At 62.1% G+C, this 22,133-nt stretch carries 22 protein-coding genes; 18 read left to right on the plus strand and 4 right to left on the minus strand.

Features of this window, described 5'->3' with window-relative positions; genetic code table 11:
• The first annotated feature begins 3 nt into the window (after window positions 1-3).
• From HS961_RS11495 to HS961_RS11515, 5 genes are all read left to right on the plus strand, one after another.
• A complete protein-coding gene (locus tag HS961_RS11495; RefSeq protein ID WP_182328014.1) occupies window positions 4-921 on the plus strand; it encodes an amidohydrolase family protein in 918 nt (305 codons plus the stop codon).
• 324 nt (window positions 922-1,245) lie between these two features.
• Window positions 1,246-1,683 carry a protocatechuate 4,5-dioxygenase subunit alpha gene (ligA, locus tag HS961_RS11500; protein WP_182328016.1) on the plus strand — a complete coding sequence of 146 codons (438 nt, stop codon included), beginning with the start codon at window positions 1,246-1,248 and terminating at the stop codon, window positions 1,681-1,683.
• 1 nt (window position 1,684) lies between these two features.
• On the plus strand, window positions 1,685-2,554 hold the full coding sequence (locus HS961_RS11505; protein ID WP_182328018.1) for a class III extradiol dioxygenase subunit beta: 870 nt from the start codon (window positions 1,685-1,687) through the stop codon (window positions 2,552-2,554).
• A gap of 77 nt (window positions 2,555-2,631) precedes the next feature.
• Window positions 2,632-3,588: a Gfo/Idh/MocA family oxidoreductase gene (locus HS961_RS11510; RefSeq protein ID WP_182328019.1), complete on the plus strand. Its 957-nt coding sequence runs from the start codon at window positions 2,632-2,634 to the stop codon at window positions 3,586-3,588.
• 71 nt (window positions 3,589-3,659) lie between these two features.
• Window positions 3,660-4,676 carry an aldo/keto reductase gene (locus HS961_RS11515; RefSeq protein WP_182328020.1) on the plus strand — a complete coding sequence of 339 codons (1,017 nt, stop codon included), beginning with the start codon at window positions 3,660-3,662 and terminating at the stop codon, window positions 4,674-4,676.
• Between the two features lie 106 nt (window positions 4,677-4,782).
• Here HS961_RS11515 and HS961_RS11520 read toward each other — a convergent pair whose 3' ends face one another.
• Genes HS961_RS11520 through HS961_RS11535 form a run of 4 tightly spaced genes read right to left on the minus strand, consistent with a single transcriptional unit; the run spans window position 4,783 to window position 8,419 of the window.
• Window positions 4,783-5,499, minus strand: a complete 717-nt coding sequence (locus HS961_RS11520) for an SDR family NAD(P)-dependent oxidoreductase (protein ID WP_182328021.1) — start codon at window positions 5,497-5,499, stop codon at window positions 4,783-4,785.
• Window positions 5,496-6,620 carry a 2,3-butanediol dehydrogenase gene (locus HS961_RS11525; RefSeq protein ID WP_182328232.1) on the minus strand — a complete coding sequence of 375 codons (1,125 nt, stop codon included), beginning with the start codon at window positions 6,618-6,620 and terminating at the stop codon, window positions 5,496-5,498. Before HS961_RS11525 ends, HS961_RS11520 begins: the two co-directional genes overlap by 4 nt.
• Window positions 6,620-7,861: an MFS transporter gene (locus tag HS961_RS11530; RefSeq protein WP_182328022.1), complete on the minus strand. Its 1,242-nt coding sequence runs from the start codon at window positions 7,859-7,861 to the stop codon at window positions 6,620-6,622. Before HS961_RS11530 ends, HS961_RS11525 begins: the two co-directional genes overlap by 1 nt.
• Before the next feature lie 24 nt (window positions 7,862-7,885).
• A complete protein-coding gene (locus tag HS961_RS11535; RefSeq protein ID WP_182328023.1) occupies window positions 7,886-8,419 on the minus strand; it encodes a 2,4'-dihydroxyacetophenone dioxygenase family protein in 534 nt (177 codons plus the stop codon).
• A 366-nt stretch (window positions 8,420-8,785) separates the two neighbouring features.
• On the opposite strand from HS961_RS11535, the gene HS961_RS11540 reads away from it, so the two are divergent.
• The 13 genes from HS961_RS11540 to hisS all read left to right on the plus strand — a co-directional run bounded on the left by HS961_RS11540 (window position 8,786) and on the right by hisS (window position 22,127).
• Window positions 8,786-9,685, plus strand: a complete 900-nt coding sequence (locus HS961_RS11540) for a LysR family transcriptional regulator (RefSeq protein ID WP_182328024.1) — start codon at window positions 8,786-8,788, stop codon at window positions 9,683-9,685.
• A 326-nt stretch (window positions 9,686-10,011) separates the two neighbouring features.
• Window positions 10,012-10,791, plus strand: a complete 780-nt coding sequence (gene surE / locus HS961_RS11545; RefSeq protein ID WP_182328026.1) for a 5'/3'-nucleotidase SurE — start codon at window positions 10,012-10,014, stop codon at window positions 10,789-10,791.
• On the plus strand, window positions 10,788-11,588 hold the full coding sequence (locus tag HS961_RS11550; RefSeq protein ID WP_412101645.1) for a protein-L-isoaspartate(D-aspartate) O-methyltransferase: 801 nt from the start codon (window positions 10,788-10,790) through the stop codon (window positions 11,586-11,588). The genes surE and HS961_RS11550 overlap by 4 nt, the downstream gene beginning before the upstream one ends.
• 11 nt (window positions 11,589-11,599) lie before the next feature.
• On the plus strand, window positions 11,600-12,445 hold the full coding sequence (locus HS961_RS11555; protein ID WP_182328027.1) for a peptidoglycan DD-metalloendopeptidase family protein: 846 nt from the start codon (window positions 11,600-11,602) through the stop codon (window positions 12,443-12,445).
• Window positions 12,445-13,512, plus strand: coding sequence for an RluA family pseudouridine synthase (locus HS961_RS11560; RefSeq protein WP_182328028.1), 1,068 nt, complete (start codon window positions 12,445-12,447; stop codon window positions 13,510-13,512). The genes HS961_RS11555 and HS961_RS11560 overlap by 1 nt, the downstream gene beginning before the upstream one ends.
• A gap of 196 nt (window positions 13,513-13,708) precedes the next feature.
• On the plus strand, window positions 13,709-14,563 hold the full coding sequence (gene scpB / locus HS961_RS11565) for an SMC-Scp complex subunit ScpB (protein ID WP_182328029.1): 855 nt from the start codon (window positions 13,709-13,711) through the stop codon (window positions 14,561-14,563).
• A gap of 10 nt (window positions 14,564-14,573) precedes the next feature.
• A complete protein-coding gene (locus HS961_RS11570) occupies window positions 14,574-16,013 on the plus strand; it encodes a pseudouridine synthase (protein WP_182328234.1) in 1,440 nt (479 codons plus the stop codon).
• 78 nt (window positions 16,014-16,091) lie between these two features.
• Entirely contained in the window at window positions 16,092-16,517 is a 426-nt protein-coding gene (gene ndk, locus HS961_RS11575) for a nucleoside-diphosphate kinase (RefSeq protein ID WP_182328030.1), read from the plus strand.
• 60 nt (window positions 16,518-16,577) lie between these two features.
• The gene (gene rlmN / locus HS961_RS11580; RefSeq protein WP_182328031.1) at window positions 16,578-17,699 is read left to right on the plus strand and encodes a 23S rRNA (adenine(2503)-C(2))-methyltransferase RlmN; all 1,122 of its coding nucleotides are present in this window, start codon (window positions 16,578-16,580) and stop codon (window positions 17,697-17,699) included.
• 31 nt (window positions 17,700-17,730) lie between these two features.
• The gene (pilW, locus tag HS961_RS11585) at window positions 17,731-18,558 is read left to right on the plus strand and encodes a type IV pilus biogenesis/stability protein PilW (protein WP_182328032.1); all 828 of its coding nucleotides are present in this window, start codon (window positions 17,731-17,733) and stop codon (window positions 18,556-18,558) included.
• The gene (locus tag HS961_RS11590; protein WP_182328034.1) at window positions 18,555-19,484 is read left to right on the plus strand and encodes a helix-turn-helix domain-containing protein; all 930 of its coding nucleotides are present in this window, start codon (window positions 18,555-18,557) and stop codon (window positions 19,482-19,484) included. Before pilW ends, HS961_RS11590 begins: the two co-directional genes overlap by 4 nt.
• Before the next feature lie 15 nt (window positions 19,485-19,499).
• Entirely contained in the window at window positions 19,500-20,762 is a 1,263-nt protein-coding gene (ispG, locus tag HS961_RS11595) for a flavodoxin-dependent (E)-4-hydroxy-3-methylbut-2-enyl-diphosphate synthase (protein ID WP_182328235.1), read from the plus strand.
• A 60-nt stretch (window positions 20,763-20,822) separates the two neighbouring features.
• Entirely contained in the window at window positions 20,823-22,127 is a 1,305-nt protein-coding gene (gene hisS / locus HS961_RS11600; RefSeq protein WP_182328036.1) for a histidine--tRNA ligase, read from the plus strand.
• Window positions 22,128-22,133: the final 6 nt, after the last annotated feature.

The raw sequence follows: 22,133 nt of genomic DNA on the forward strand, positions 1-22,133 counted from the left end.
AGCATGTCATTGAATGACAAGACCCCGGGCTGGTTGGATTGGCACCCCACGCCCACCAAGCCCTTTCTGGCCCTGCCTCCCGGGGCGGTGGACGCGCACTGCCATGTGTTTGGCCCTGCTGAGACCTTCCCTTTTGCCCCGGAGCGCAAATACACCCCTTGTGACGCGAGCAAGGAGCAGCTTTTTGCCTTGCGGGACCACCTCGGCTTTTCGCGCAATGTTATTGTGCAAGCCACTTGCCATGGCGCGGACAACCGGGCCCTGGTCGATGCCTGCCGGGCCTCTGGCGGCAAAGCCCGGGGTGTGGCCACGGTACGGCGCCATGTCAGCGACCAGGAGCTGCAGGAGCTGCACCATGCCGGTGTGCGGGGTGTGCGCTTCAATTTCGTCAAGCGGCTCGTCGATGTCACCCCCCAGGATGAATTGCAGGAGATTGCCGAGCGCATCGCGGAGCTGGGCTGGCATGTGGTGGTCTATTTCGAAGCGCAAGACCTGCCGGGCTTGTGGCCGTTCCTCAGCCGCCTGCCCACCCCCGTGGTGGTAGACCACATGGGGCGCCCCGATGTGCGCAAGCCGGCGCATGGGCCGGAGTTCGGTTTGTTTTTGCGGCTGATGGAGGCGCATGACCACATCTGGTGCAAGGTCAGCTGCCCCGAGCGCCTGTCGCTGACGGGCCCACAGGCGCTGCATGGCGAGCGACGCGCCTACCAGGATGTCGTGCCTTTTGCGCGCCGGGTGGTGGAGGCTTTCCCCCACCGGGTGCTCTGGGGCACGGACTGGCCCCATCCCAACCTGAAGGAGCACATGCCCGATGACGGGCTGTTGGTGGATTTTATCCAGCAGATAGCCCCCACGCGCAGCTTGCAGCGCCAGTTGCTGGTGGACAACCCTTTGCGCCTGTACTGGCCCGAGGATGCCTGAATGCCGGGAATCTTCTGCAGCACCCTCGCGCGAGGGATCGGATATGTATCACCCAAGCCCGCGCTCCCACCTCGCCGGCGCGTATTGCTGAGGGCAGCTTCTGCCAAATCTGTGCCCGCCCTAGGGATGCTCTGCAAAACCCTCGCCAAGCGGGATGGACGCGGATCGGGATGAGCCGCAAGGCGTCTTTTGCAGTCAATAGCAAGCTATTGACAAGGAAGACAACGCAGCGGATCGCCCGAGACCGCGTTCAGACCACGGCAGGGAGTTTTGCAGAGGGTCCCTAGGGGCAAGCAATCCATAACAACGAAGGAAAGAAAAAGCATGGCTTTGGAAAAACCCTATCTCGACATACCCGGCACCGTCGTGTTCGATGCCGAGCAATCCCGCAAGGGCTACTGGCTCAACCAGTTTTGCATGTCCTTGATGAAGTCGGAAAACCGTGAGCGCTTCAAGGCCGATGAGCGCGCCTATCTCGATGAATGGGATATGTCGGAAGAGCAAAAGCAGGCCGTGATGGCCCGCGACCTGAACTGGTGCATTCGGACGGGCGGCAATATCTATTTTCTGGCCAAGATCGGCGCCACCGATGGCAAGAGCTTCCAGCAGATGGCGGGCTCGATGACCGGTATGAGCGAGGACGCCTACCGCGCAATGATGGTCGCTGGCGGCCGCTCGGTCGAAGGAAACCGCTTTATGCATGAGTCCGCGGGCACGCCCGGACAGCCGGCAGGTAATGCCACCGGCCAGGGAGGGATCTGATATGGCCTACATCAGCGCATCGGTTTACACCTCGCATGTGCCCGCAATCGGGGTGGCCATTGACCAAGGCAAGACCCAGGAGGCGTATTGGCAACCCCTCTTCAATGGCTATGGCTATTCGCGCCAATGGATGCGTGAGAACCCACCCGATGTCATCTTTCTGGTCTACAACGACCATGCGTCGGCCTTCAGCCTGGACTTGATTCCCACCTTTGCGATTGGTACCGCAGCGGCCTACCAGCCCGCCGATGAAGGCTGGGGACCGCGCCCGGTGCCTCCGGTGCTTGGCCATCCTGAGCTGGCCTCGCATATCGCGCAGTCGGTGATCCAGCAGGACTTTGACCTCACCATCGTCAACAAGATGGATGTGGACCATGGGCTTACGGTGCCGCTGTCACTGATGTGCGGCGAGCCTTCAGCGCAGCTGGGTGCCTGGCCCTGTCCGGTGATTCCCTTGGCGGTCAATGTGGTGCAGTACCCGGTGCCTTCGGGCCAGCGTTGCTTCAACCTGGGCCGCGCGATCCGCAAGGCGGTAGAGAGCTTTGACGCCGACCTGAACGTGCAGATCTGGGGAACGGGCGGCATGAGCCACCAGCTGCAAGGCGCGCGGGCGGGGCTGATCAACCAGGAATGGGACAACTGTTTTCTGGACCAGCTCATCCACCACCCGGCCACCTTGGCCAAGGTCCCCCATATCGACTACGTGCGGGAGGCGGGCTCTGAAGGCATTGAGCTGGTGATGTGGCTGATTGCCCGTGGCGCGATGGCCGATGTGGACGACCCTGCGAGGCCGCCCACCGTCAAGCACCGCTTCTACCATGTGCCGGCCTCCAATACTGCGGTAGGCCACCTGATTCTTGAGAACGGTTGAAAGCTAAGCATGTTTCTGATTTCTTGTACCCCATGTGCTGGCGCAGGCCTGGGCATCCAAAACTCCAGGAGGCCCTCATGACGCTGCGCACCCTCAAAGTGGCACTCGCCGGCGCTGGCGCTTTTGGCCTCAAACACCTGGACGGTATCCGCCAGATCCCCGGCGTGGAGGTCATCTCCCTGGTCGATCCAGATATGGAAAAGGCCCGCCAGGTCGCCGCGCAGTATGCCATCGGGCATGTGGCCACCCATCTGCAGGATAGCCTGGCGCTGCCCGAGGTCGATGCGGTGATTCTCTGCACGCCCACGCAGTTGCATGCGGACCAGGCGCGCCAATGCCTGCATGCCGGCAAGCACGTGCAGGTGGAGATTCCGATGGCGGACCGCCTGGACGATGCACTGGCGCTGGCGGCGCTGCAGCAATCCACTGGCTTGGTCGCGATGTGCGGCCATACACGCCGCTTCAACCCCAGCCACCAATGGATTCAGCAAAGGGTGCAGGCGGGCAGCTTCAAGCTCCAGCAAATGGATGTGCAGACCTATTTCTTCCGCCGCAGCAATATGAACGCGCTGGGACAGCCGCGCAGCTGGACCGACCATCTGCTCTGGCACCATGCAGCGCATACGGTCGACCTGTTTGCCCACCAGGCGGGCAGCCCCATCGTGCAAGCCCATGCGGTGCAAGGGCCGCTACACCCCGAGCTGGGTATTGCGATGGACATGGGCATCGTGCTGAAGGCCGCCAATGGCGCCATCTGCACCTTGAGCCTGTCTTTCAACAACGATGGCCCGCTGGGCACCTTCTTCCGCTATATCGGTGATACGGGCACCTATATGGCCCGCTATGACGAGCTGGTTAACGGCAAGGAAGAGGCCATCGATGTCTCCGGCGTGGACGTGTCGATGAATGGCATCGAGCTGCAGGACCGCGAGTTCTTTGCGGCCATCCGCGAAGGGCGCCAGCCCCGCTCCAGCCTGGCGCAGGTACTGCCCTGCTACCAGGTTCTGCATGCACTGGAGCAGCAGCTGCAGTAATATCAAGCCCAGCAGTTTCCAACCGCCCGCACAGGTTTTCGCGGGCGGTTTTTGGTTTTTGAGGAGAGACGATGAACGAGCGCCATATTGGCCCTTTCCAGGTCGGCCCCGTCGCCCTGGGTTGCATGAACTTGAGCCATGCCTATGGCCACCCAGCCACCGAAGCACAGGCCCAGGCGCTGCTGCATGCAGCGCTGGATGCGGGAGTTAGCTTGTTTGACACCGCAGCGCTTTACGGCTTCGGTGCCAATGAATCGCTGGTGGGGCCCGTGCTCAAGCCCCATCGCAACGGCATCACCCTGGCCAGCAAAGGCGGCATGGCAGGCGTCCGGGGCGAGGATGGCGTGCTGCGCCGAGCGATTGATGGCCACCCGAAAACATTGCGGCGCAACTGTGAGGACAGCTTGCAGCGCCTGGGCACCGACGTCATTGACCTGTACTACCTGCACCGCTGGGACCCACGGGTGCCGATTGAAGAGTCGGTCGGCGAGATGTCGCGGCTGGTGGAAGAGGGCAAGGTACGGGCTTTGGGCCTGTCCGAAGTCGGGGTTGAAACGCTGCGGCGTGCCCATGCCACCTACCCGATTGCCGCCTTGCAAAGCGAGTATTCGCTCTGGTCGCGCAATGCAGAACTGGGTACCCTGCAGGCCAGCCGGGAGTTGGGCATTGCCTATGTGGCCTTCAGTCCGATGGGCCGGGCCTTTCTGTCGGGTAAATTGCCTGCGGGCACCTCCTGGGTGCCGGGCGATATCCGAGCCGGCATGCCCCGTTTCCAAAACGAGGCCTATGCCAAAAACCTGCGGCTGCTGGCGCCCATGCAGGCGATTGCCGAGCGCGCAGACTGCAGCCTGGCCGAGCTGGCGATTGCCTGGGTGTTGCACCAGGGCGAGCATGTCATTGCGCTGCCGGGCACCACCCAGATAGACCACCTGCAGGAAAACCTGCGCGGTGCTGAGATTGCCCTGGATGCCGCCTTGCTGGCTGAGCTGGATGCGATCTTTGCGCCGGAAGCCATAGCCGGTGACCGCTATGCGCTGGCCTCGCAGCGCGAGGTAGATACCGAGAAGTACGCGTTCGAACAGCGCTGATGCCCGGTATGCATGCTGCCTATCGGGTGGCACAAGGCCTGGGAGCGGTTGAATGGCTCCCAGGCTTTGTCACCGGAGGGGCGCCGCTGCCCGCTGCCCGCTGCGGCTAAACCGTCAGATAGCCGCCATCGACCGGAATCACCGCACCGTTGACAAAGGATGCAGCAGGCGAGCACAGAAAAGCAATCACCGCAGCCACTTCGTCTGCCTGGCCCCAGCGTTGCATGGGGGTGCGGGCGAGGATGGCTTTAGAGGCCTCGGAGTCTGCCATAAGGCCTTCGCTGAGTGGTGTGGCGATCCAACCCGGAGCAACGGCGTTGACCCGCACGCCCGCCTCTGCCCAGGTTTGGGCGAGCGACCGCGTGAGCTGCACGATGCCGCCTTTGCTGGCGCTGTAGGCGGGGCGATCCTTGCTGCCGAAGTAGCTGTACATCGAGGCCACATTGACAATACAGCCCCGGCTTTTTTGCAGATGCGGCGCTGCCGCCATACAGGCTTGCATGGTGGCCACCAGGTTGATCTGCAGCACTTGCGCAAAGGCCTCGGGCTGGTACTCGTCGCCATGCCGGCTAATGCCTGCCGCATTGACCAGTGCGTCGAGCCGGGGCAGCGCTGCCATGGTCTGGTTCAGCAGGTCGCTGTCGGTGATATCAAGCTCATGGCAGGCAATACGCGGGTGGCGAGGCGCATGGGGGCCCTGCGCATCCAGCCCGATGGCCAGCACCGATGCGCCGGCATGCGCAAAGTGCAGGGCCGTGCTGGCTCCGATCCCCGAAGTGCCTCCTGTGACGAGAATGCGTTGGTCATGGATGGGCACAGTCATGGCTGGCTCCTTGGCTGGGTGACGCCGGTATCACTGGTATCACTGGCTCCACAGGACGAGGCATCCACGGGGGTGACCAGGATTTTGATCTGGGACCGGTCTGCCAGCAGGGCCGCAAAGCCTTCGCTGATGGCCTGCGCCAGTGGCACGGTCTTGGTGACGATGGAGATGGGATCGAACTGGCCGGTCTCGATGAGACCCATCAGCTCCTCGTACACATGGCGATAGCCCACGCTGGCCACCAGGCTCAGCTCGCGGTTGACGGCCTCAAACACCTCCAGACGCGCTTCGGGCATCAGCCCCACCATGACCATGTTTCCGCCTTTGCGCAGTGCGCGCAGCGCGCCTTCAAAGGTGGCTTGCAAACCAGCCGCTTCAAAGCTGACGTCCACGCCCAGCCCTTCAGTGGCCGATGCGATGGTCTGGCGCAGCGCATCGGCGGACTGGCTGTTGGCATCGATGATGTGGCTGGCACCGGCCTGCCGCGCCATCTCCAGCCGTTCGGTCGAGACATCCACGGCAACAATGGTGCTGGCCCCCTGCAGTTTGGCGAGCATGACCAACAAGAGCCCGATAGGCCCGAGCCCAAAGATGGCGCAACTGCCGCCCGTCGGTAGCGCACTGCGACGCAGCGCATGCAAGGCCACGGCGGCGGGTTCCAGGACGGCGGCCTGCTCCAGGCTGACACCATCTGGCAGGCGGTGGAGCATATAGCTGGGCACGACTGCGAACTCGGCCATACCGCCGTCGCCCATCAGCCCCGCAAACCCCATGCCTGTGCAGAGGTTGTAGGAACCTCCTCGGCAGTAGGCACACTGGCTGCAGCGGTACTCGGGCTCGACGGCAACCCGGTCGCCGATGTGCAGATGGCTGACCCCCGTGCCCACTTCCACCACGGTGCCGCAAAACTCATGTCCCAGCGTCAGCGGCGCCGTGCGGCCGGACAGGGTATGCGGCAGGTCGATAGGAATGGCATGGGGTCCTGATTCGTATTCGTGCAGATCACTGCCGCAGATGCCGCAGTAGGCGACGGCGATACGGACTTCCTGCGGGCCGGGGCGAGGGATGGCGATCTCCTCCAGGCGCAGGTCTTTGGCGCCATGCCAGCGAAGTGCGCGCATCATGGTCGGCCTCCTGCAACGGCAGGTTTTGGCGCCACCAAGGGTGCAGTTTCTTTCAATCCAATGGCGAGCAGACCTGCGACCAGGGCGCCGCCTGCCGATATCCACATCGCGACAGGAAAACCGTAGTGGTCAGCGGCCAGGCCCGCAATCGTCGGGGCCAGGAAGCCGCCGACGAGTTCGCCTGCACCCATGATGAGGCCCAGCGCCCCAGTCAATACCTGAGGTGGCACGGTTTCCGCCGGTATGGTGGCCATGAACAGCGTAAAACACCCGAGGCCGGTATAGGTGAAGAAGACCACGACACCCAGTGCAATGGCGGAGTCGCCATAGACCAGCGCGATAGGGCAGAGCGCTGCGATGGGTGCAAAGATGACCAAGGCCGACTTGCGCCCGATCCGGTCTGAGATGCCAGGGACGGCGAAGCCCCAGAACACCCAGGCGGCGCCCAGGCAGCTCATCACCAGGCCCATGTCGGCGGCCGAAAAGCCGCGGTGCTTGATGAGAAAAGTGGGTGCAAACGAGATGATGGTGATGAACCAGGTGAGGAAAAAGCAGCTGATCAGCATGCACAGCAGCACATTGCGCTCGCGCAGCAGGGCCCAGCGGCTGATGGGCACGGGCTTGGCCTGCGCGGTGGGGGCGCCGCCCGGGTGCTCATGCACCCAGCGCCATATGCACAGCGCGATCAGCATGCCGGGGATGACGGTGACATAAAAGGCCACACGCCAGCCAAAGTGCGTTGCCAGGCCAATGACCACCGGTGGGCCGATCATGGCGCCAATCAAGCCGGCTGAAGAGCCTTGGAGCAAGCCCATATTCAAGCCGCGCCGCGAGGGCGTGGAGCTTTGGATCATCAGCGATTGCGCAATGGGCAGCACCGGCCCTTCGGCCAGACCCATCAAGGCGCGAAACACCAGCAGGCTGATGAAACCTCCCACCAGCCCGGACAGGGCCGAACAGATGGAAAAACCCAGCACGGATGCCACCAGCAGGGCCTTGCGTTTGGCACGCGAGTCTGACCAGGCGCCGGCGATGGCCCCGGAGATGGCCCAGGTGAGAGCCAGCGCCGAGGAGATCATGCCCAACTGGGTTGGGCTCAGATCGAGCTCGTCCTGCATGAACGGAAAGAGGAAGGAGAGGGCCAGGCGGTCAAAGAAGACAAAGCCGAAAGCCAGAAACAGAATCAACAGCAGCCGATTCTCGTAGGTCCAGAAGGAGCGGAACAAGGGTGCGCGCATGGGCGTTCTCCGGTTGCTTGTTGATCAGCGGAAGAGCTTTTCCACCGCCTCGGCGCCCAGGCCCACTTTTTCGTAGTGGGCCTTGCACATGGCGATATAGCTGTGCACATCGAAGTAGCCGTCGTGTTTGCCCTGCTCGTCCAGCCAGATCAACGGACCTGTGACTATGAAGAAGGCCCGCATGGGTTCCGGATGGTCAAAGGCCACCAGGGTGTGGCCTTCGCCCGGGGTTTCGTAGACAAAGTCCCCCTTGGTGGCCGTCCAGTCATGTTCGAGGTAGCCCCATTTGCCGGAGATCGTGTAGGCAAAGACTTCATGGGGGTGGTAGTGGCGGTTGACCAGGCCGGCCTTCTTGGCCATGAGGATGTCGCACCATTTGTTTTGCGACGGCGAAATCCATAGTGGGCGGGAGAACACGGTGTCAGTGAATGGCACATAAAGGCGCTCGTCCTCGCTGGCTGCATCGGGGATATAGACCTCAGGCAGCGCATCGGGCATGAAGGGGTTGGCAATGGGTTGCAGGGTTTGCCAGAACTCGGTGTTGGCTTTATCGACCATGGGGAATGCTCCTTGAAGTGGGGATGTAAGGCTTGTGTGGAAGTGCTGACGGGTGGCTGTGCAGCCCGGGCAATGGATGGCATCTCGAGGCTAGGAGTGCCGGGGTTTGATGCCAAGGCAGAAGGGCTTGGCTGGTAGGCCGCTAGGAGGCGTCAAACCTTATGGGCTTGGCAGCGCAAGGCGGATGGGCGCAATGGTCTGCAGGTGGGACATGCGGGCGCTCCTGGTTGCTTGTTCGATGGGCAGAACTGCATTCTGTGGAAGTTGGCCCTACACATCTAGTTGCCCACGCCGCTAGCAGCTATAGCAAAATGGCATATGAATAGCTAAAGATGATCAATAAACCATAAATTCAAGGAGTTGGCTATGAATCTGCAGCAGATCGAAACCTTTGTCTCGGTGGCGGAAACCGGCAGCTTCAGCAAGGCGGCCATGCTGGCGGATATGGCGCAGCCAGCGCTCAGCCGCCAGGTGCGGGCGCTGGAGGTCGAGTTGCGCGAGACCTTGCTGATCCGCACCGGCCGCGGCGTGACCTTGACGGAAGCTGGACGGCGCTTGCTGGAGCACAGCCATGCCATCCTGCAGCACGTAGCCCAAGCCAAAGCAGACCTGGGTTGCGAGCGCGATCAACCAGTGGGCCGCATCGTGGTGGGCTTGCCGCCCAGTCTGGCCAGGCGCTTGACCCTGCCGCTGATCCATGCGTTCGCCAGCAAAATGCCCAAGGCCCGGGTGGCCATCGTCGAAGGGTTCTCGGTACAGATGGCCGAGTGGCTGGCTTCGGGGCGCATGGATCTGGGCCTGGTCTATTCGCCCGATCCGCATCCGCATATCGAAATCAACCCGGTGCTGCAAGAATGCCTGTGTCTGGTGGGCCCCGCGTCTGCGCTGGAAGGCCGCGACAGCATGCGTTTCCAGGATCTCTCGGCGTTCCCGCTGATCATGCCGCAGTACGGCCAGATCTTTCGCAAACTGATGGAGGCCCAGGCCAGGCTCTCGCAGGTCAAGCTCAATGTGGTCTGTGAGGTGTCCAGCGTGCCCGCCATTTTGGATCTGGTGCGCGGTGGCTATGGCTACGCGGCCTTGACGCGCAGCGCACTGGACGGGCATGGGGTAGGAGAGCCGCTGGTGGTGGCACCCATCCAGTCGCCAGCAGTGATGATCAACCTCTGCCTGGCGCAATCTGCAAAACGAAAAACCACGCCCCTGGTGCGCTGCACGGCCGCCGTCCTGTATGCGTTGACCACCCAGGTCTGTGAGCAGGGCTAGTCCCTTCTGCGCAACTCTCGCGGGATGGACGCGGATCGCACCTGAGGCTGCGTTCAGGCCACGGCAGGGCTTTTTGACGAGGCTCTCAAGTGGATGCCTCCTGATTTGCTCGGCCAGCCAAGCGTGGTTTCATCGTAATTTTGTGTAGCAATTGCCCAGGCGCGCCGGGGCAGGGCAGCAGGCCTTACTACAATGCGGGAGCCTTGCGCATCGCCACCTATATACGAGACCCGTGTCCGCAGGGCGGCCGGGGGTCGCTTTGCTGCCACACTCCGCTCGGGTTCTGGGTTGGCACCTCTACAATGCAGTGCAACTGGTTCAATGACATGAAGATACTGCTTTGTAACGACGATGGATATCAAGCGCCCGGCATCGTGGCGCTGCATGGTGCATTGCAAGCGGTGGCCGATGTCGAAGTCGTGGCGCCAGAACACAACAACAGTGCCAAATCGAATGCGCTGACCTTGCATTCCCCCCTGTATGTGCAGCGCGCTGCCAATGGCTTCCGCTATGTCAACGGCACACCCGCAGACTGCGTGCACATCGCTTTGACGGGCCTGTTGGGTTACAGGCCCGATTTGGTCATTTCCGGTATCAATAACGGCGCCAATATGGGCGATGACACCATCTATTCAGGCACCGTGGGTGCTGCGATGGAGGGCTACCTGTTCGGGGTGCCCGCGATGGCCTTCTCGCAAATCGACAAAGGGTGGGGCGAGATCGAATCCGCAGCGCAAAAAGCCTGCGAATTGGTGCAGCAATTTGAAGCCGCCAAGCTCGTGACCCTCAAGCCCTGGCTGCTCAATATCAATATTCCCAATCTGCCGTTCGCGCAGATCAAGCCGCTTAAGCTCTGCCGCCTTGGCCGCAGGCACGCGGCTGAAAAAGTCATAACCCAGACCAGCCCCCGGGGCGAAACCATGTACTGGATCGGCAATGCCGGCTCGGTGCTCGACGATGCCGAGGGTACGGATTTCCATGCCACGGCCGCAGGCCATATGACGGTCACTCCGCTTAAGGTGGATTTGACCGACCATGAGAGCCTGGCTTACTGGGCGCAGACGGCGTCCACCCTTCGCAGCAAGGATGTGGAGGTGCCAGGGTGACCTTGCGCAAGCCCGGCTTTCCTGCCCGCGGTGCCATGCCTGTCAGCACCAAGCCTCAGGCCAGTGTGGCGCACCGGCAATGGGCTAAGTTGCCCGCCGAGCTGTCGCCCGTGCCCATGGCTGTGCGAGAGTCTTTGGGGCCGGAAAGCGTGGACTTTACCTCCGCCCGGTTGCGCATGGTGCAGCGCCTGGCGGCATCGGGCGTGGAGCACACCCGGGTGCTCAAAGTCATGAATTCGGTTTTGCGCCACCAGTTTGTTGACAGTGCATTGGCGGTTCAGGCCTATGAAGACACCAGTTTGCCTATAGGATTGGGGCAGACCATCTCCAAACCCAGCGTGGTGGCGCGGATGTGCGAATTGCTGCTGCAATCACCGGCTGGGAAAATGGGCCTGGGCCGTATTTTGGAGATTGGCACCGGCTGCGGTTACCAGGCAGCAGTTCTGAGCCTGATGGCCAAAGAGGTGTATACCATTGAGCGGCTGCGTGCGTTGCATGAAAAGGCCCGCGTCAATCTTCGTCCGTTGCGACTGGCGAATGTGCACCTGATCCTAGGTGATGGCATGCTGGGTTTTGAAAAAGGTGCGCCTTACGCTGGAATCATCGCAGCGGCCGGAGGGGATTCCGTCCCCCAGGCTTGGTGTGATCAATTGGCCGAAGGCGGCCGGCTCGTGGCACCCGTGATGGGGCCGGGGCAACAACAGGTTTTGCTCGTCGTGGACCGCAGCGCTGATGGGTTTCAGCGCACGGTTCTGGAGCATGTTCATTTCGTGCCCCTAAAATCGGGGCTTGGTTAAGAAGGATAGGTATGTTGGATTCACGTGGTGTTTTGACGTGGGGTGCCAGTGTGGTGGCAGCCATGGTGCTGGCAGGATGCGGTAGTACATCGCTGAACCAGGCGCCCGTGGAAGACCGGGGTTCGTCGGCCGGCCGTACGCCGTCGTCGACATCGGCCACGCCGCCGCGCATTGATCCGGCAACCCTGCCTGGCGCCGAGAACGCTGGCAAGCCCGGTTACTACACCGTCAAGCCGGGTGAGACGCTGATGCGCATTGCATCGGACAATGGCCAGAACTGGCGTGACATTGCCCGCTGGAGCAATCTGGACAACCCGAACGTGATCGAAGTCGGCCAGGTGCTGCGTGTGGTGCCACCGGTGACGACCACCGCCAGCGCCGCCACAGCAACCAGCGCGCCCGCCATGACGGGCGCCAACACACCAGCGGCCACGCCGGTGCCCGCCCCCGCACCTGCCGCAGCGGCTTCTGCACCCGCTGCAGCCGATGGCAATCTGGGCTTCATCTGGCCTGCATCTGGTGCGGTCATTCAAGGCTTTGACGATGCGCGCAACAAGGGCGTGGATATTGGCGGCAAGGCCGGCGATCCGGTCGTTGCAGCCGCCGATGGCCGCGTGATCTACTCGGGTGCCGGCCTGCGCGGCTACGGTAACCTGATTTTGGTCAAGCACAACAACACCTACTTGACGGCCTACGCCCACAACCAGACCTTGCTGGTCAAAGACGACCAGGTAGTCAAGAAAGGCCAGAAGATTGCCGAGATGGGCAGCTCGGACGCTGACCGCGTGAAGCTGCACTTTGAGGTGCGCCGCCAGGGCAAGCCAGTCGATCCCTCGCGCTACCTGCCTTCCCGCTGATGCCGGGCACTTCCTCGAAGTCGACATCGCCGCCCGCCGACGATGTCGGCTTTTCCCATTTGGAGGATGCCGCGCTGGCGTCGCCAGAAGGGGATGAAGAGTCGGCGGAGGTCGAGTCACAGACCTGGGAGAGTCGCAGCGTCGTTGCCGGCATCGGCGAGCACGGCCTGCGCCTGGACAAGGCGCTGGCGCTGTGGGTGCCGGAGTTCTCGCGCAGCTACCTGCAGGCGCTGCTGTTGCAAGGCGCGGTGCTGGTCAATGGCAAAGCCGGGCTCAAGCCCAGTGCCAAGGTCAAAGCGGGGGACCAGGCGGTGGTCGAGCTGCGCCCCACGCAGCAAAGCCAGGCGTTTTTGCCGCAAGATATTCCGCTGGATGTGGTCTACCAGGACGAGCACCTGCTGATCATCAACAAGCCCGCCGGCATGGTGGTACACCCGGCGCCGGGCAATTGGAGTGGCACCTTGCTGAATGCGCTGCTGGCCTTGGACCCGAAGGCGGCTCTGTTGCCGCGCGCGGGCATTGTGCACCGGCTGGACAAGGACACCAGCGGCTTGATGGTGGTGGCGCGCGAGCGCCAGACCATGGATGCGCTGGTCAAGCTGATTGCCGCGCGTGATGTGCGCCGCAACTATCTGGCGCTGGGCCACAAGCCCTGGCAGGGCGCGGCGCAGACTTCGGTCAACCTGCCGATTGGCCGTGATCCGCGCAACCGCCTGCGCATGGCAGCGGTTGATCTGGCCCAGCACCCGGGTAAAGCGGCGCGCACGGATATCCGCCTTTTGGTCAATGGTCAACAGGGCTGCGCAGTGTTCTGCAGTCTGCATACCGGGCGCACGCACCAGATTCGGGTGCATATGGCGTCGCTGCAGCATCCACTGCTGGCTGATACGCTCTACGGTGGCGCAGCCGCTGCCGGTATGGAGCGCCAGGCCTTGCATGCGCTGCGCCTGGCCTTTGTCCATCCTGTCACTGGGCAGAGCATGTCTTGGTTCGCTTTACCGCCTGCCGATATCACCTCGGCGATGGAAAATTGGGATCTTCGGTATAATTTGGCCGAATTGGCTTAAGTGCTGCCAATGCAGGCCGGTTTTTGACTGGTGCAAACATCGGGTTTGCGAACTGCATCGGTGGCGCCCAGTGCCGACGGTTATGGGTGCTTATGCCTTCGCCGTGATCTTGGCCATGCAAACGCGGCCCTCTTGATACGCATTCCTTTGTCTCAACACGCAGCCTCGCGCTGGCGTGCTAACAGGGATTTATCGCATGCATACTTTGGAAGCAAAACGGGTACTGGAGACTGCGCTGATCTGCGCGCCCCAGCCCATCACCGTGCGTGAGCTACGGGGATTGTTTGCGGATGATTTGGGAACGGATACGCTCAAGGTCTTGCTGCAGGAGTTGCAGCTCGACTGGACACACCGGGGTGTGGAGTTGGTGCAAGTGGCTTCGGGTTGGCGCTTTCAGAGCCGGCCCGAAATGCGCGAGTACCTCGACCGCCTCCACCCCGAGAAGCCGCCCAAGTACTCGCGTGCGACCTTGGAGACCTTGGCCATCATTGCCTACCGGCAGCCGGTGACGCGGGGGGATATCGAAGATATCCGTGGCGTCACCGTCAACAGCTTGATCATCAAGCAGTTGGAGGACCGGGGTTGGGTGGAGGTGATTGGCTATCGCGAGACGATCGGGCGCCCGGCTTTGCTGGCAACCACCCGGCAGTTTCTCGATGACCTGGGTTTGCAGTCGCTGGACCAGTTGCCCGAGTTGGACAGCAGCAAGCAGCCGCAGAGCATGTTTGACAGCCTGCCGCTGGAGGCGTCGCAGGACGCAGCCCTGCAGCAAGAGGCAGCAACGCCGGACGCCGACGCTTTTGAGCTGGTGGGCGAGTCCATGGCGATGGCTGCACCCCTTGCCCCTGTTGCTCCTGCTGATGCAGAGGCGCAGGCCTTGGGTGATGGCGATGCTCCCGCTGATGTGGTGGCCGAAGCCGATGTGCCAGGTAGCGAGGCGGATGCCCCTGCTGCGTTGGCTGCAGAAAATGATGCGGACCTCTTGGTTCGCGATGACGATGCACATAATTCCGCACATGGCGGGGTAGAAAAGCAAAAAGATGATGAGTGATACCAGCGATATGAATTCGCCCCAGGACGGAGATAACACCTTGCCAGAAGGTGCTGCTCCCGCCGAGAAGCGCCGCGCCCCGCGCAAGCGCGCCGTGCCTGCAGCTGCAGCGACCGACGAAGCCCAAGCGGCAGATGCCAGCGAAGGCGATGCTCAGCCTGCAGAAGGCGAGCCCCGTGCGCGCCGCGATGGCGAACAGCGTGTGAGCCGTTACCCCGCACGGGCACGCCGCTTCCGCGATCGTGACGGACAGCCGCGCGATGCGCAGAGCGATGAGGCGGAAGCAGCCCCCGCCCATGGACGCGGTCCGGCCGGCCGTCCTCAGCGCGCTACAGAATCGGAAGGTTATGCCTTTGAAGACGTGGTCGCTGGTGCGCTGGAAGATGCAGAGGATTCGGATGCGCCAGCGCCGGTCAAGCGCGTGCTGCAACCCCACGTCGAAGCGCCCAAGCTGCACAAGCTGCTGGCCCAGGCGGGCATGGGCTCGCGCCTGGAGATGGAACGCCTGATTCTGGAAGGCCGTATCTCCGTCAACAACGAGCCTGCGCACGTGGGCCAGCGCATCTTGCACAGCGACAAGATCCGTGTGAACGGCAAGCTCATCACCTTCCGCATCGAGCAACCGCCAGCGCGCGTGCTGGCCTACCACAAGCCGGTGGGCGAGGTGGTGACCCATGACGACCCGCAGAACCGCCCGACCGTGTTCCGCAAGCTGCCCCGCGTCTCGCATGGCAAGTGGCAGTCGATTGGCCGTCTGGATCTGAACACGGAAGGCCTGCTGCTGTTTACCAATTCTGGTGAGCTGGCCAACAACCTGATGCATCCCCGCTTCGGCCTGGAGCGCGAGTACGCCGTCCGCGTTCTGGGTGCCCTGACGAACGAAGAGAAAGCGCTGCTGCTGGCGGGTGTGAAGCTGGAAGATGGCATGGCCAGCTTTGGCTCCATCGATGACGGCGGAGGCGAGGGTGCCAACTGCTGGTACCGGGTCACCATCTCCGAAGGCCGCAACCGTGAAGTGCGCCGCATGTTCGAGTCGGTGGGCCACGCGGTCAGTCGCCTGATCCGTATCCGCTACGGCGCCATGGTGCTGCCGCGCGGTCTGCGCCGTGGCTCCTGGGTCGAGCTGGATCAGCACGATATCCAGGCGCTGACCATTGCTGCCGGTGGCGCTGCCGAGCGCAAGCCGCGCGATCAAAACTCCGCCGGACGCGGTGGCCGCAGTGACAACCGTCCGCAGCACAATGGCCCGCGTCCGTCAATTGGGCCGGCCAAAAACACCCGGGGTGGCGGCCTGCGCAAGGCACCTGAGAAGCGCAGCAGCCAGCCCGATCCGATGAAAACCTCGCAGGGCTACATCGGCCACGACAGTCTGACACGCCAGCGCCAAGGCCAACGCAAGGGCGGTGGTGGTGGCAGCGGTGGTGGATTTAACCGTGGCGGAAGGTCGTAGTCACGCCGCTGACTTTCAGGACGCCGTACAATCAAAGGTTGCTTTTACGGCAAAAAAACCATCAACAGGAAATTTATTATGGCAATCGAACGCACTCTCTCGATCATCAAGCCCGACGCAGTGGCTAAGAATGTTATCGGTCAAATCTACGCCCGCTTTGAAGCTGCTGGCCTGAAGATCGTCGCCGCCAAGCTGGTGCAACTGTCGCGTCAAGACGCTGAGCAGTTCTACGCTGTGCACGCTGCCCGTCCTTTCTTCAAGGATCTGGTGGACTTCATGATCTCCGGTCCTGTGATGATCCAGGCACTGGAAGGCGAAAACGCCATCCTGAAGAACCGTGAACTGATGGGCGCTACCGACCCTAAGAAGGCCGACAAGGGCACCATCCGCGCTGACTTCGCTGACAGCATCGATGCCAACGCTGTGCACGGCTCGGACGCTGCTGAAACCGCTGCGGTGGAAGTGTCGTTCTTCTTCCCCGGCATGAACGTCTACACCCGTTAATTGACATGTGCGCGGCCTCTGGCCGCGTGGCATAGGTAAGTGGCCCCAAGCGTATACCCCATGACCACCAATTTGCTTGATTTTGATTTGGCTGGTTTGACCGCCTTTTGCGAAGGGCTGGGCGAAAAGCGCTTCCGGGCCACACAGCTTTTTCGCTGGATCCACCAGCGCGGTGCAGCCGATTTTGACCAGATGACCGATCTGGCCAAATCCCTGCGCGAAAAACTCAAGGGCAAGGCCCATGTCACGGCGCTGCCCGTGATCACTGAGCACGTGTCCTCCGACGGAACAGTCAAGTGGCTGTTTGACGTGGGTGATGGCAATGCCGTCGAATCCGTATTTATTCCTGAAGACGACCGTGGCACCTTGTGCGTGTCGTCGCAAGCCGGTTGTGCGGTGGGATGCCGCTTTTGCTCGACAGGGCACCAGGGCTTCAGCCGCAACCTGACCACCGGCGAAATCATGGCGCAGCTGTGGTTTGCTGAACATGCTTTGCGCAAGCGCCTGGGGCGCGAGGAGCGCATCATCTCCAACGTGGTGATGATGGGCATGGGCGAACCCTTGCAAAACTACACGGCCTTGGTGCCTGCGTTGCGCACCATGCTTGATGACCATGGTTATGGTCTGTCGCGACGCCGCGTCACGGTGTCTACCTCGGGCGTCGTGCCGATGATGGATCGCCTGGCGCAGGATTGCGCAGTGGCGCTGGCCGTGTCGCTACATGCCCCCAATGATCCGCTGCGCAATGGCTTGGTGCCGCTGAACAAGAAATACCCGCTCGACGAGCTGATGCAGTCCTGCCGCCGCTACCTGGAATTTGCGCCGCGTGACTTCATCACCTTCGAGTACTGCATGCTCGATGGCGTCAACGACCAGCCCGAGCATGCCCAGCAATTGATAGCACTGGTGCGAGAGTATGCGGGCAACGGCGGCGCATGGTGCAAGTTCAATTTGATTCCATTCAACCCTTTTCCGGCGTCGGGTCTGTTACGATCACCTGCCAACCGGGTGACCGAATTTGCCAAGATGCTTTTGGATGCGGGCATCGTTACCACCGTGCGCAAGACCCGGGGTGATGACATCGATGCAGCCTGCGGCCAACTCGCCGGTGATGTGAAAGACCGCACCAAAGCGGCAGAACGCATGGCCAAGAACCGGGTCATTCCGCTGGCACAAGTCTAGAAATAGTCCAATCAGTTTGAGGAGGGTGTGCATGCAAGAGGCTGTGACAAAAGGGCAACCGAGGGTACATCGCCTCACGGCTGCCATCTTTTTGGGCTTGGCCCTGGTGGGCGGCTTGTCGGGCTGCGGTACAGCCAGCAATGCGGCTCGCGAGGATTCCGCTTATGTCACCCAATCCGATGAGACCGACATCCATCGGCGCGCACGCATCCGTCTCGAACTGGCTGCAAACTACTTCCAATCCGGCAAGACCACCATTGCGCTTGATGAGATCAAGCAGGTGCTGGCGCTGGATCCCAATAGCGGTGATGCCTACAACATGCGTGGCCTCATCTACATGCAACTGGGTGAGCCTGAGATTGCCGATGAAAGCTTTACCAAGGCGCAGGCGCTCAAGCCCGCCGATGGTGACATCATGCATAACCATGGCTGGTTGCTCTGCCAAGAGAAGAAGTACGACGCAGCCGATCGCTATTTCAACCAGGCGCTGGGCCAGCGCCAGTACTTTCAGCAAGCCAAGACTTTGATGGCCCAGGGCCTGTGCCAGGAAGCGGCCGGCAAGCCGGCTGACGCCGAGGCCAGCTTGCTCAAAGCCTATGAGTACGACGCAGGCAATCCGATCGTTAGCTTCAACCTGGCCAAGCTGATGAACCAACGCGGCGATCCACGCCGCGCCCAGTTCTATATTCGCCGCCTCAACAACGGTGAGCTGGCCAATGCCGGCTCCTTGTTTCTCGGCATCCAGATAGAAAAAGCCCTGGGTGATGGCCAAAGCGCACGTTCGCTGGCCGCACAGTTGCAAAGGCGTTTTCCCGATTCCAAAGAGGCGGCACGTATCGCTGGTGGAGGCGTGCTGTGACCGATTCTGATATTCAAGAAACAACGCATACCTCTGACGCCGCTTCGGGTGGCGCGCTCAGCGCTGGCGACATGCTGCGCCTGGCCCGCGAAGAGCGGGGCTACCATTTGCCGGCCTTGGCGGCGCACTTGAAGGTCTCCGTGCACAAGCTCGAAGCGCTGGAAGCCGGCGAATGGAGTGTGTTTCCCGATGTCGTCTTCGTGCGTGCGCTGGCTTCCGCAGTCTGCCGCGTGCTGAAGATAGATCCCGCTCCGGTGTTGGCGCAGTTGCCCAAACCTCCGGGCAAGGATCTCACGCCCGGCGTTGAAAGCGTCAAGACGCGCGTGGCCGTGGGTCCGGCGCAGAGCAAGAAAAATGATTTCCCCAGCAGCAAGTCCTTTCCCTGGATGGGTGTGGTGGTGTTGCTGGTGGTGGCGACTGTCGGGGTGCTGTTTTATCCGCAGCTGTTGGGCTACTGGAAGAGTTCGACTGCTGCGTCTGCGCCTGTGCCCGTCCGTTCCAACAACATAGCCGGCGTGGCTGACCAATCCGAGCCGGTAGCGCTGGGTGGCAGCTCCACCGATCCGGTGCCCGAGGCTCCAGCCAATGGTGCGGCCGATGCTGGTGCTGGTGCTGGCCCAGCGGTGGCAGGCCAGACCCAGTCTGCCGCAGCCACCGCTGTGGCCGCAGCAGCTGTCCCAGCGGCAAACGCGCCTTTGCTGCACTTCAAGACCAGCCAAGACAGCTGGGTGCAGATCAAGGAGGCCAGTGGCAAGGTGGTGTTTGAGAAGACCATCCGCGCTGGCGCTAGCGAGGACATTGCGGCCACGCCGCCGCTCAAGCTCATCGTGGGCAATGTTGCGGGGGTGGAGATGCAGCTGCGCGGGTCGGTTTTTGATCTGAAAAAAGTGACCAAGGGCAGCACCGCCCGTTTTGAGGTGAACTAAGTGCAAGAAGAGAATATGCTGTCGCCCGTGCCCATGGTGGCGCCGGCCGCCCGCAAAAGCCGCCAGGCCCGTGTGGTCTGGGGTGACCGTGTCGTCACGGTCGGCGGGGATGCGCCAGTGCGCATCCAGTCGATGACGAATACCGACACGGTGGATGTGATCGAGACGGCGATCCAGGTCAAGGAGCTGGCGCAGGCAGGCTCCGAGATGGTGCGCATCACCGTCAACACGCCCGAGGCCGCTGCAGCGGTGCCCTATGTGCGCGAGCAACTTGACCGCATGGGCGAGAACGTGCCGCTGGTTGGCGACTTCCACTACAACGGCCACCGTCTGCTGACCGAATACCCCGAGTGCGCCAAGGCGCTGTCCAAGTACCGGATCAACCCGGGCAACGTGGGCAAGGGCGACAAGAAGGACAAGCAGTTTGGCCAGATGATTGAGGCGGCCATGCAGTACGACAAGGCCGTGCGCATTGGCGTGAACTGGGGCAGTCTGGACCAAGAGTTGCTCGCCGATCTGATGGACGAGAACAACCGCCGCGCGGTGCCCTGGGATGGGCGCCAGGTGATGTACGAGGCGCTGATCACCTCGGCCATCTCATCGGCACAGCGCGCTGAAGAGATGGGTCTGAGCGGCGACCAGATCATTCTGTCCTGCAAGGTCAGTGGTGTGCAGGATTTGGTAGCGGTTTACCGCGGCCTGTCGGCGCGCTGCGACTATGCCTTGCACCTCGGGCTGACCGAGGCGGGCATGGGCACCAAGGGCACGGTGGCCTCAGCCGCTGCGCTCTCGATCCTGCTGCAAGACGGCATTGGCGACACCATCCGCGTGTCGCTGACCCCCCAGCCCGGCGAAGCCCGCACCCAAGAGGTGGTAGTGGCCAGCGAGATTTTGCAGGCCATGGGCATGCGCAGTTTTGTGCCCAGCGTCACCGCTTGCCCAGGCTGCGGACGCACCACCAGCACCACGTTCCAGGAGCTGGCGCATGACATTGACAAGCACCTGCGTTCGCAGATGCCGGTGTGGCGGGTGAAGTACCCCGGCGTTGAGAAGATGAAGGTGGCGGTGATGGGGTGCATCGTCAACGGCCCCGGCGAGAGCAAGCATGCCGATATCGGCATCAGCCTGCCTGGCAGTGGTGAGTCCCCAGCCGCCCCCGTCTTTATTGACGGCGAAAAGGCCCTGACCCTGCGCGGCGACCGCATTGCGCAGGAGTTTCATGAGATCGTGCAGGCCTATGTGGAGCGCCGCTACGGTGCTGCCAAGGTGGATAATTGATAGCTGCAGGCGCTTGGCTTGCAAGCGTTTGCAAGGTTTTGAACAGAGAGATTGAAGCCCATGGGCATGAATGAAAAGCTGGCCGCCATCAAAGGCATGAACGATATCCTGCCGCCAGATTCGGCGATGTGGGAGTGGTTTGAGGGCAAGGTGCGCGACTTGATGGGACGCTTCGCCTACCGCAACATCCGCACGCCCCTGGCCGAGCACACGGCGCTGTTTGTGCGTGGTCTGGGCGAGGTGACCGATATTGTCGAGAAGGAAATGTATTCCTTCGAAGACCGGGCCGACAAGCATGGCCAGGCCGAGCACCTGACCTTGCGGCCTGAGGGCACGGCCGGCGTGGTGCGTGCGGTGGTCGAGAACAACATGCTGTATGACGGCGGCAAGCGCCTGTTCTACATCGGCGCCATGTTCCGCCGTGAGAAGCCGCAGCGCGGCCGCTACCGCCAGTTCCACCAGGTAGGCGTCGAGGCCATGGGCTTTGGCGGCGCCGAGCTGGATGCGGAAGTGATTTTGCTGGCCGCGCAGCTCTGGAAGGACCTGGGCATTGAAGGCGTGCGCCTGGAGCTCAACAGCCTGGGGCAACCCGATGAGCGCCGTGCCCACCGCGATGCCTTGGTGGCCTATTTTGAGCAGCACACCGAGGTGATGGACGAAGAGGGTAAGCGCCGCATGTACAGCAACCCGCTGCGCGTGCTCGATACCAAGAACCCGGCCATGCAGGCGATGGTGAATGCTGCGCCCCAGCTGCTGGATTTTCTGGGCGATGACTCCAAGGCCCACCTGAAGGCGGTGCAGGATATTCTGGACGCCAATGGCGTAGCCTGGACCGTCAACCCGCGCCTGGTGCGTGGCATGGACTACTACAACCTGACGGTGTTCGAGTTCATCACCGACAAGCTGGGCTCGCAGGGCACAATTTGTGGCGGTGGGCGCTATGACTACCTCATCGAGCAAATCGGCGGCAAGCCCGCGCCGGCGGTGGGCTGGGGCATGGGTATCGAGCGCGTCCTGGAGCTGATCAAGGAGCTGAATATCCAGTGGGATCGCCCGTCTATTGACGCCTACGCTATCCTGCCGGACGCGGCACTGCTGCCGCAAGCCATGCAAGTGATGCAGGCGCTGCGGCAAGCCGGCGTTCGCGTGCAGATGCATGGCTCGGCCACGGCAGGCAATCTGGGCAGCATGAAATCGCAGTTCAAGAAGGCCGATGCCAGTGGCGCAAGCCATGCACTGATTTTTGGCACCGACGAGATGCAACGCGGCATGGTCACAGTCAAGCAGCTGCGCGATGGTACAGGTGCACAGGCCGAGCAACCGCTGAACGCGGTGGCTGATTGGGCAGCGCAACTGCGCGCTTGAGTGCAG

This window comes from Comamonas piscis (assembly GCF_014109725.1).
Lineage (GTDB): Bacteria > Pseudomonadota > Gammaproteobacteria > Burkholderiales > Burkholderiaceae_C > Comamonas > Comamonas piscis.

What these genes read in the sequence shown, in the direction of transcription:
- HS961_RS11495 (WP_182328014.1), top strand. Translation starts at nt 4, where the DNA reads ATGTCATTGAATGACAAGACCCCGGGCTGGTTGGATTGGCACCCCACG.
- ligA (WP_182328016.1), top strand. Translation starts at nt 1,246, where the DNA reads ATGGCTTTGGAAAAACCCTATCTCGACATACCCGGCACCGTCGTGTTC.
- HS961_RS11505 (WP_182328018.1), top strand. Translation starts at nt 1,685, where the DNA reads ATGGCCTACATCAGCGCATCGGTTTACACCTCGCATGTGCCCGCAATC.
- HS961_RS11510 (WP_182328019.1), top strand. Translation starts at nt 2,632, where the DNA reads ATGACGCTGCGCACCCTCAAAGTGGCACTCGCCGGCGCTGGCGCTTTT.
- HS961_RS11515 (WP_182328020.1), top strand. Translation starts at nt 3,660, where the DNA reads ATGAACGAGCGCCATATTGGCCCTTTCCAGGTCGGCCCCGTCGCCCTG.
- HS961_RS11520 (WP_182328021.1), bottom strand. Translation starts at nt 5,499, where the DNA reads ATGACTGTGCCCATCCATGACCAACGCATTCTCGTCACAGGAGGCACT.
- HS961_RS11525 (WP_182328232.1), bottom strand. Translation starts at nt 6,620, where the DNA reads ATGCGCGCACTTCGCTGGCATGGCGCCAAAGACCTGCGCCTGGAGGAG.
- HS961_RS11530 (WP_182328022.1), bottom strand. Translation starts at nt 7,861, where the DNA reads ATGCGCGCACCCTTGTTCCGCTCCTTCTGGACCTACGAGAATCGGCTG.
- HS961_RS11535 (WP_182328023.1), bottom strand. Translation starts at nt 8,419, where the DNA reads ATGGTCGATAAAGCCAACACCGAGTTCTGGCAAACCCTGCAACCCATT.
- HS961_RS11540 (WP_182328024.1), top strand. Translation starts at nt 8,786, where the DNA reads ATGAATCTGCAGCAGATCGAAACCTTTGTCTCGGTGGCGGAAACCGGC.
- surE (WP_182328026.1), top strand. Translation starts at nt 10,012, where the DNA reads ATGAAGATACTGCTTTGTAACGACGATGGATATCAAGCGCCCGGCATC.
- HS961_RS11555 (WP_182328027.1), top strand. Translation starts at nt 11,600, where the DNA reads ATGTTGGATTCACGTGGTGTTTTGACGTGGGGTGCCAGTGTGGTGGCA.
- HS961_RS11560 (WP_182328028.1), top strand. Translation starts at nt 12,445, where the DNA reads ATGCCGGGCACTTCCTCGAAGTCGACATCGCCGCCCGCCGACGATGTC.
- scpB (WP_182328029.1), top strand. Translation starts at nt 13,709, where the DNA reads ATGCATACTTTGGAAGCAAAACGGGTACTGGAGACTGCGCTGATCTGC.
- HS961_RS11570 (WP_182328234.1), top strand. Translation starts at nt 14,574, where the DNA reads ATGAATTCGCCCCAGGACGGAGATAACACCTTGCCAGAAGGTGCTGCT.
- ndk (WP_182328030.1), top strand. Translation starts at nt 16,092, where the DNA reads ATGGCAATCGAACGCACTCTCTCGATCATCAAGCCCGACGCAGTGGCT.
- rlmN (WP_182328031.1), top strand. Translation starts at nt 16,578, where the DNA reads ATGACCACCAATTTGCTTGATTTTGATTTGGCTGGTTTGACCGCCTTT.
- pilW (WP_182328032.1), top strand. Translation starts at nt 17,731, where the DNA reads ATGCAAGAGGCTGTGACAAAAGGGCAACCGAGGGTACATCGCCTCACG.
- ispG (WP_182328235.1), top strand. Translation starts at nt 19,500, where the DNA reads ATGCTGTCGCCCGTGCCCATGGTGGCGCCGGCCGCCCGCAAAAGCCGC.
- hisS (WP_182328036.1), top strand. Translation starts at nt 20,823, where the DNA reads ATGGGCATGAATGAAAAGCTGGCCGCCATCAAAGGCATGAACGATATC.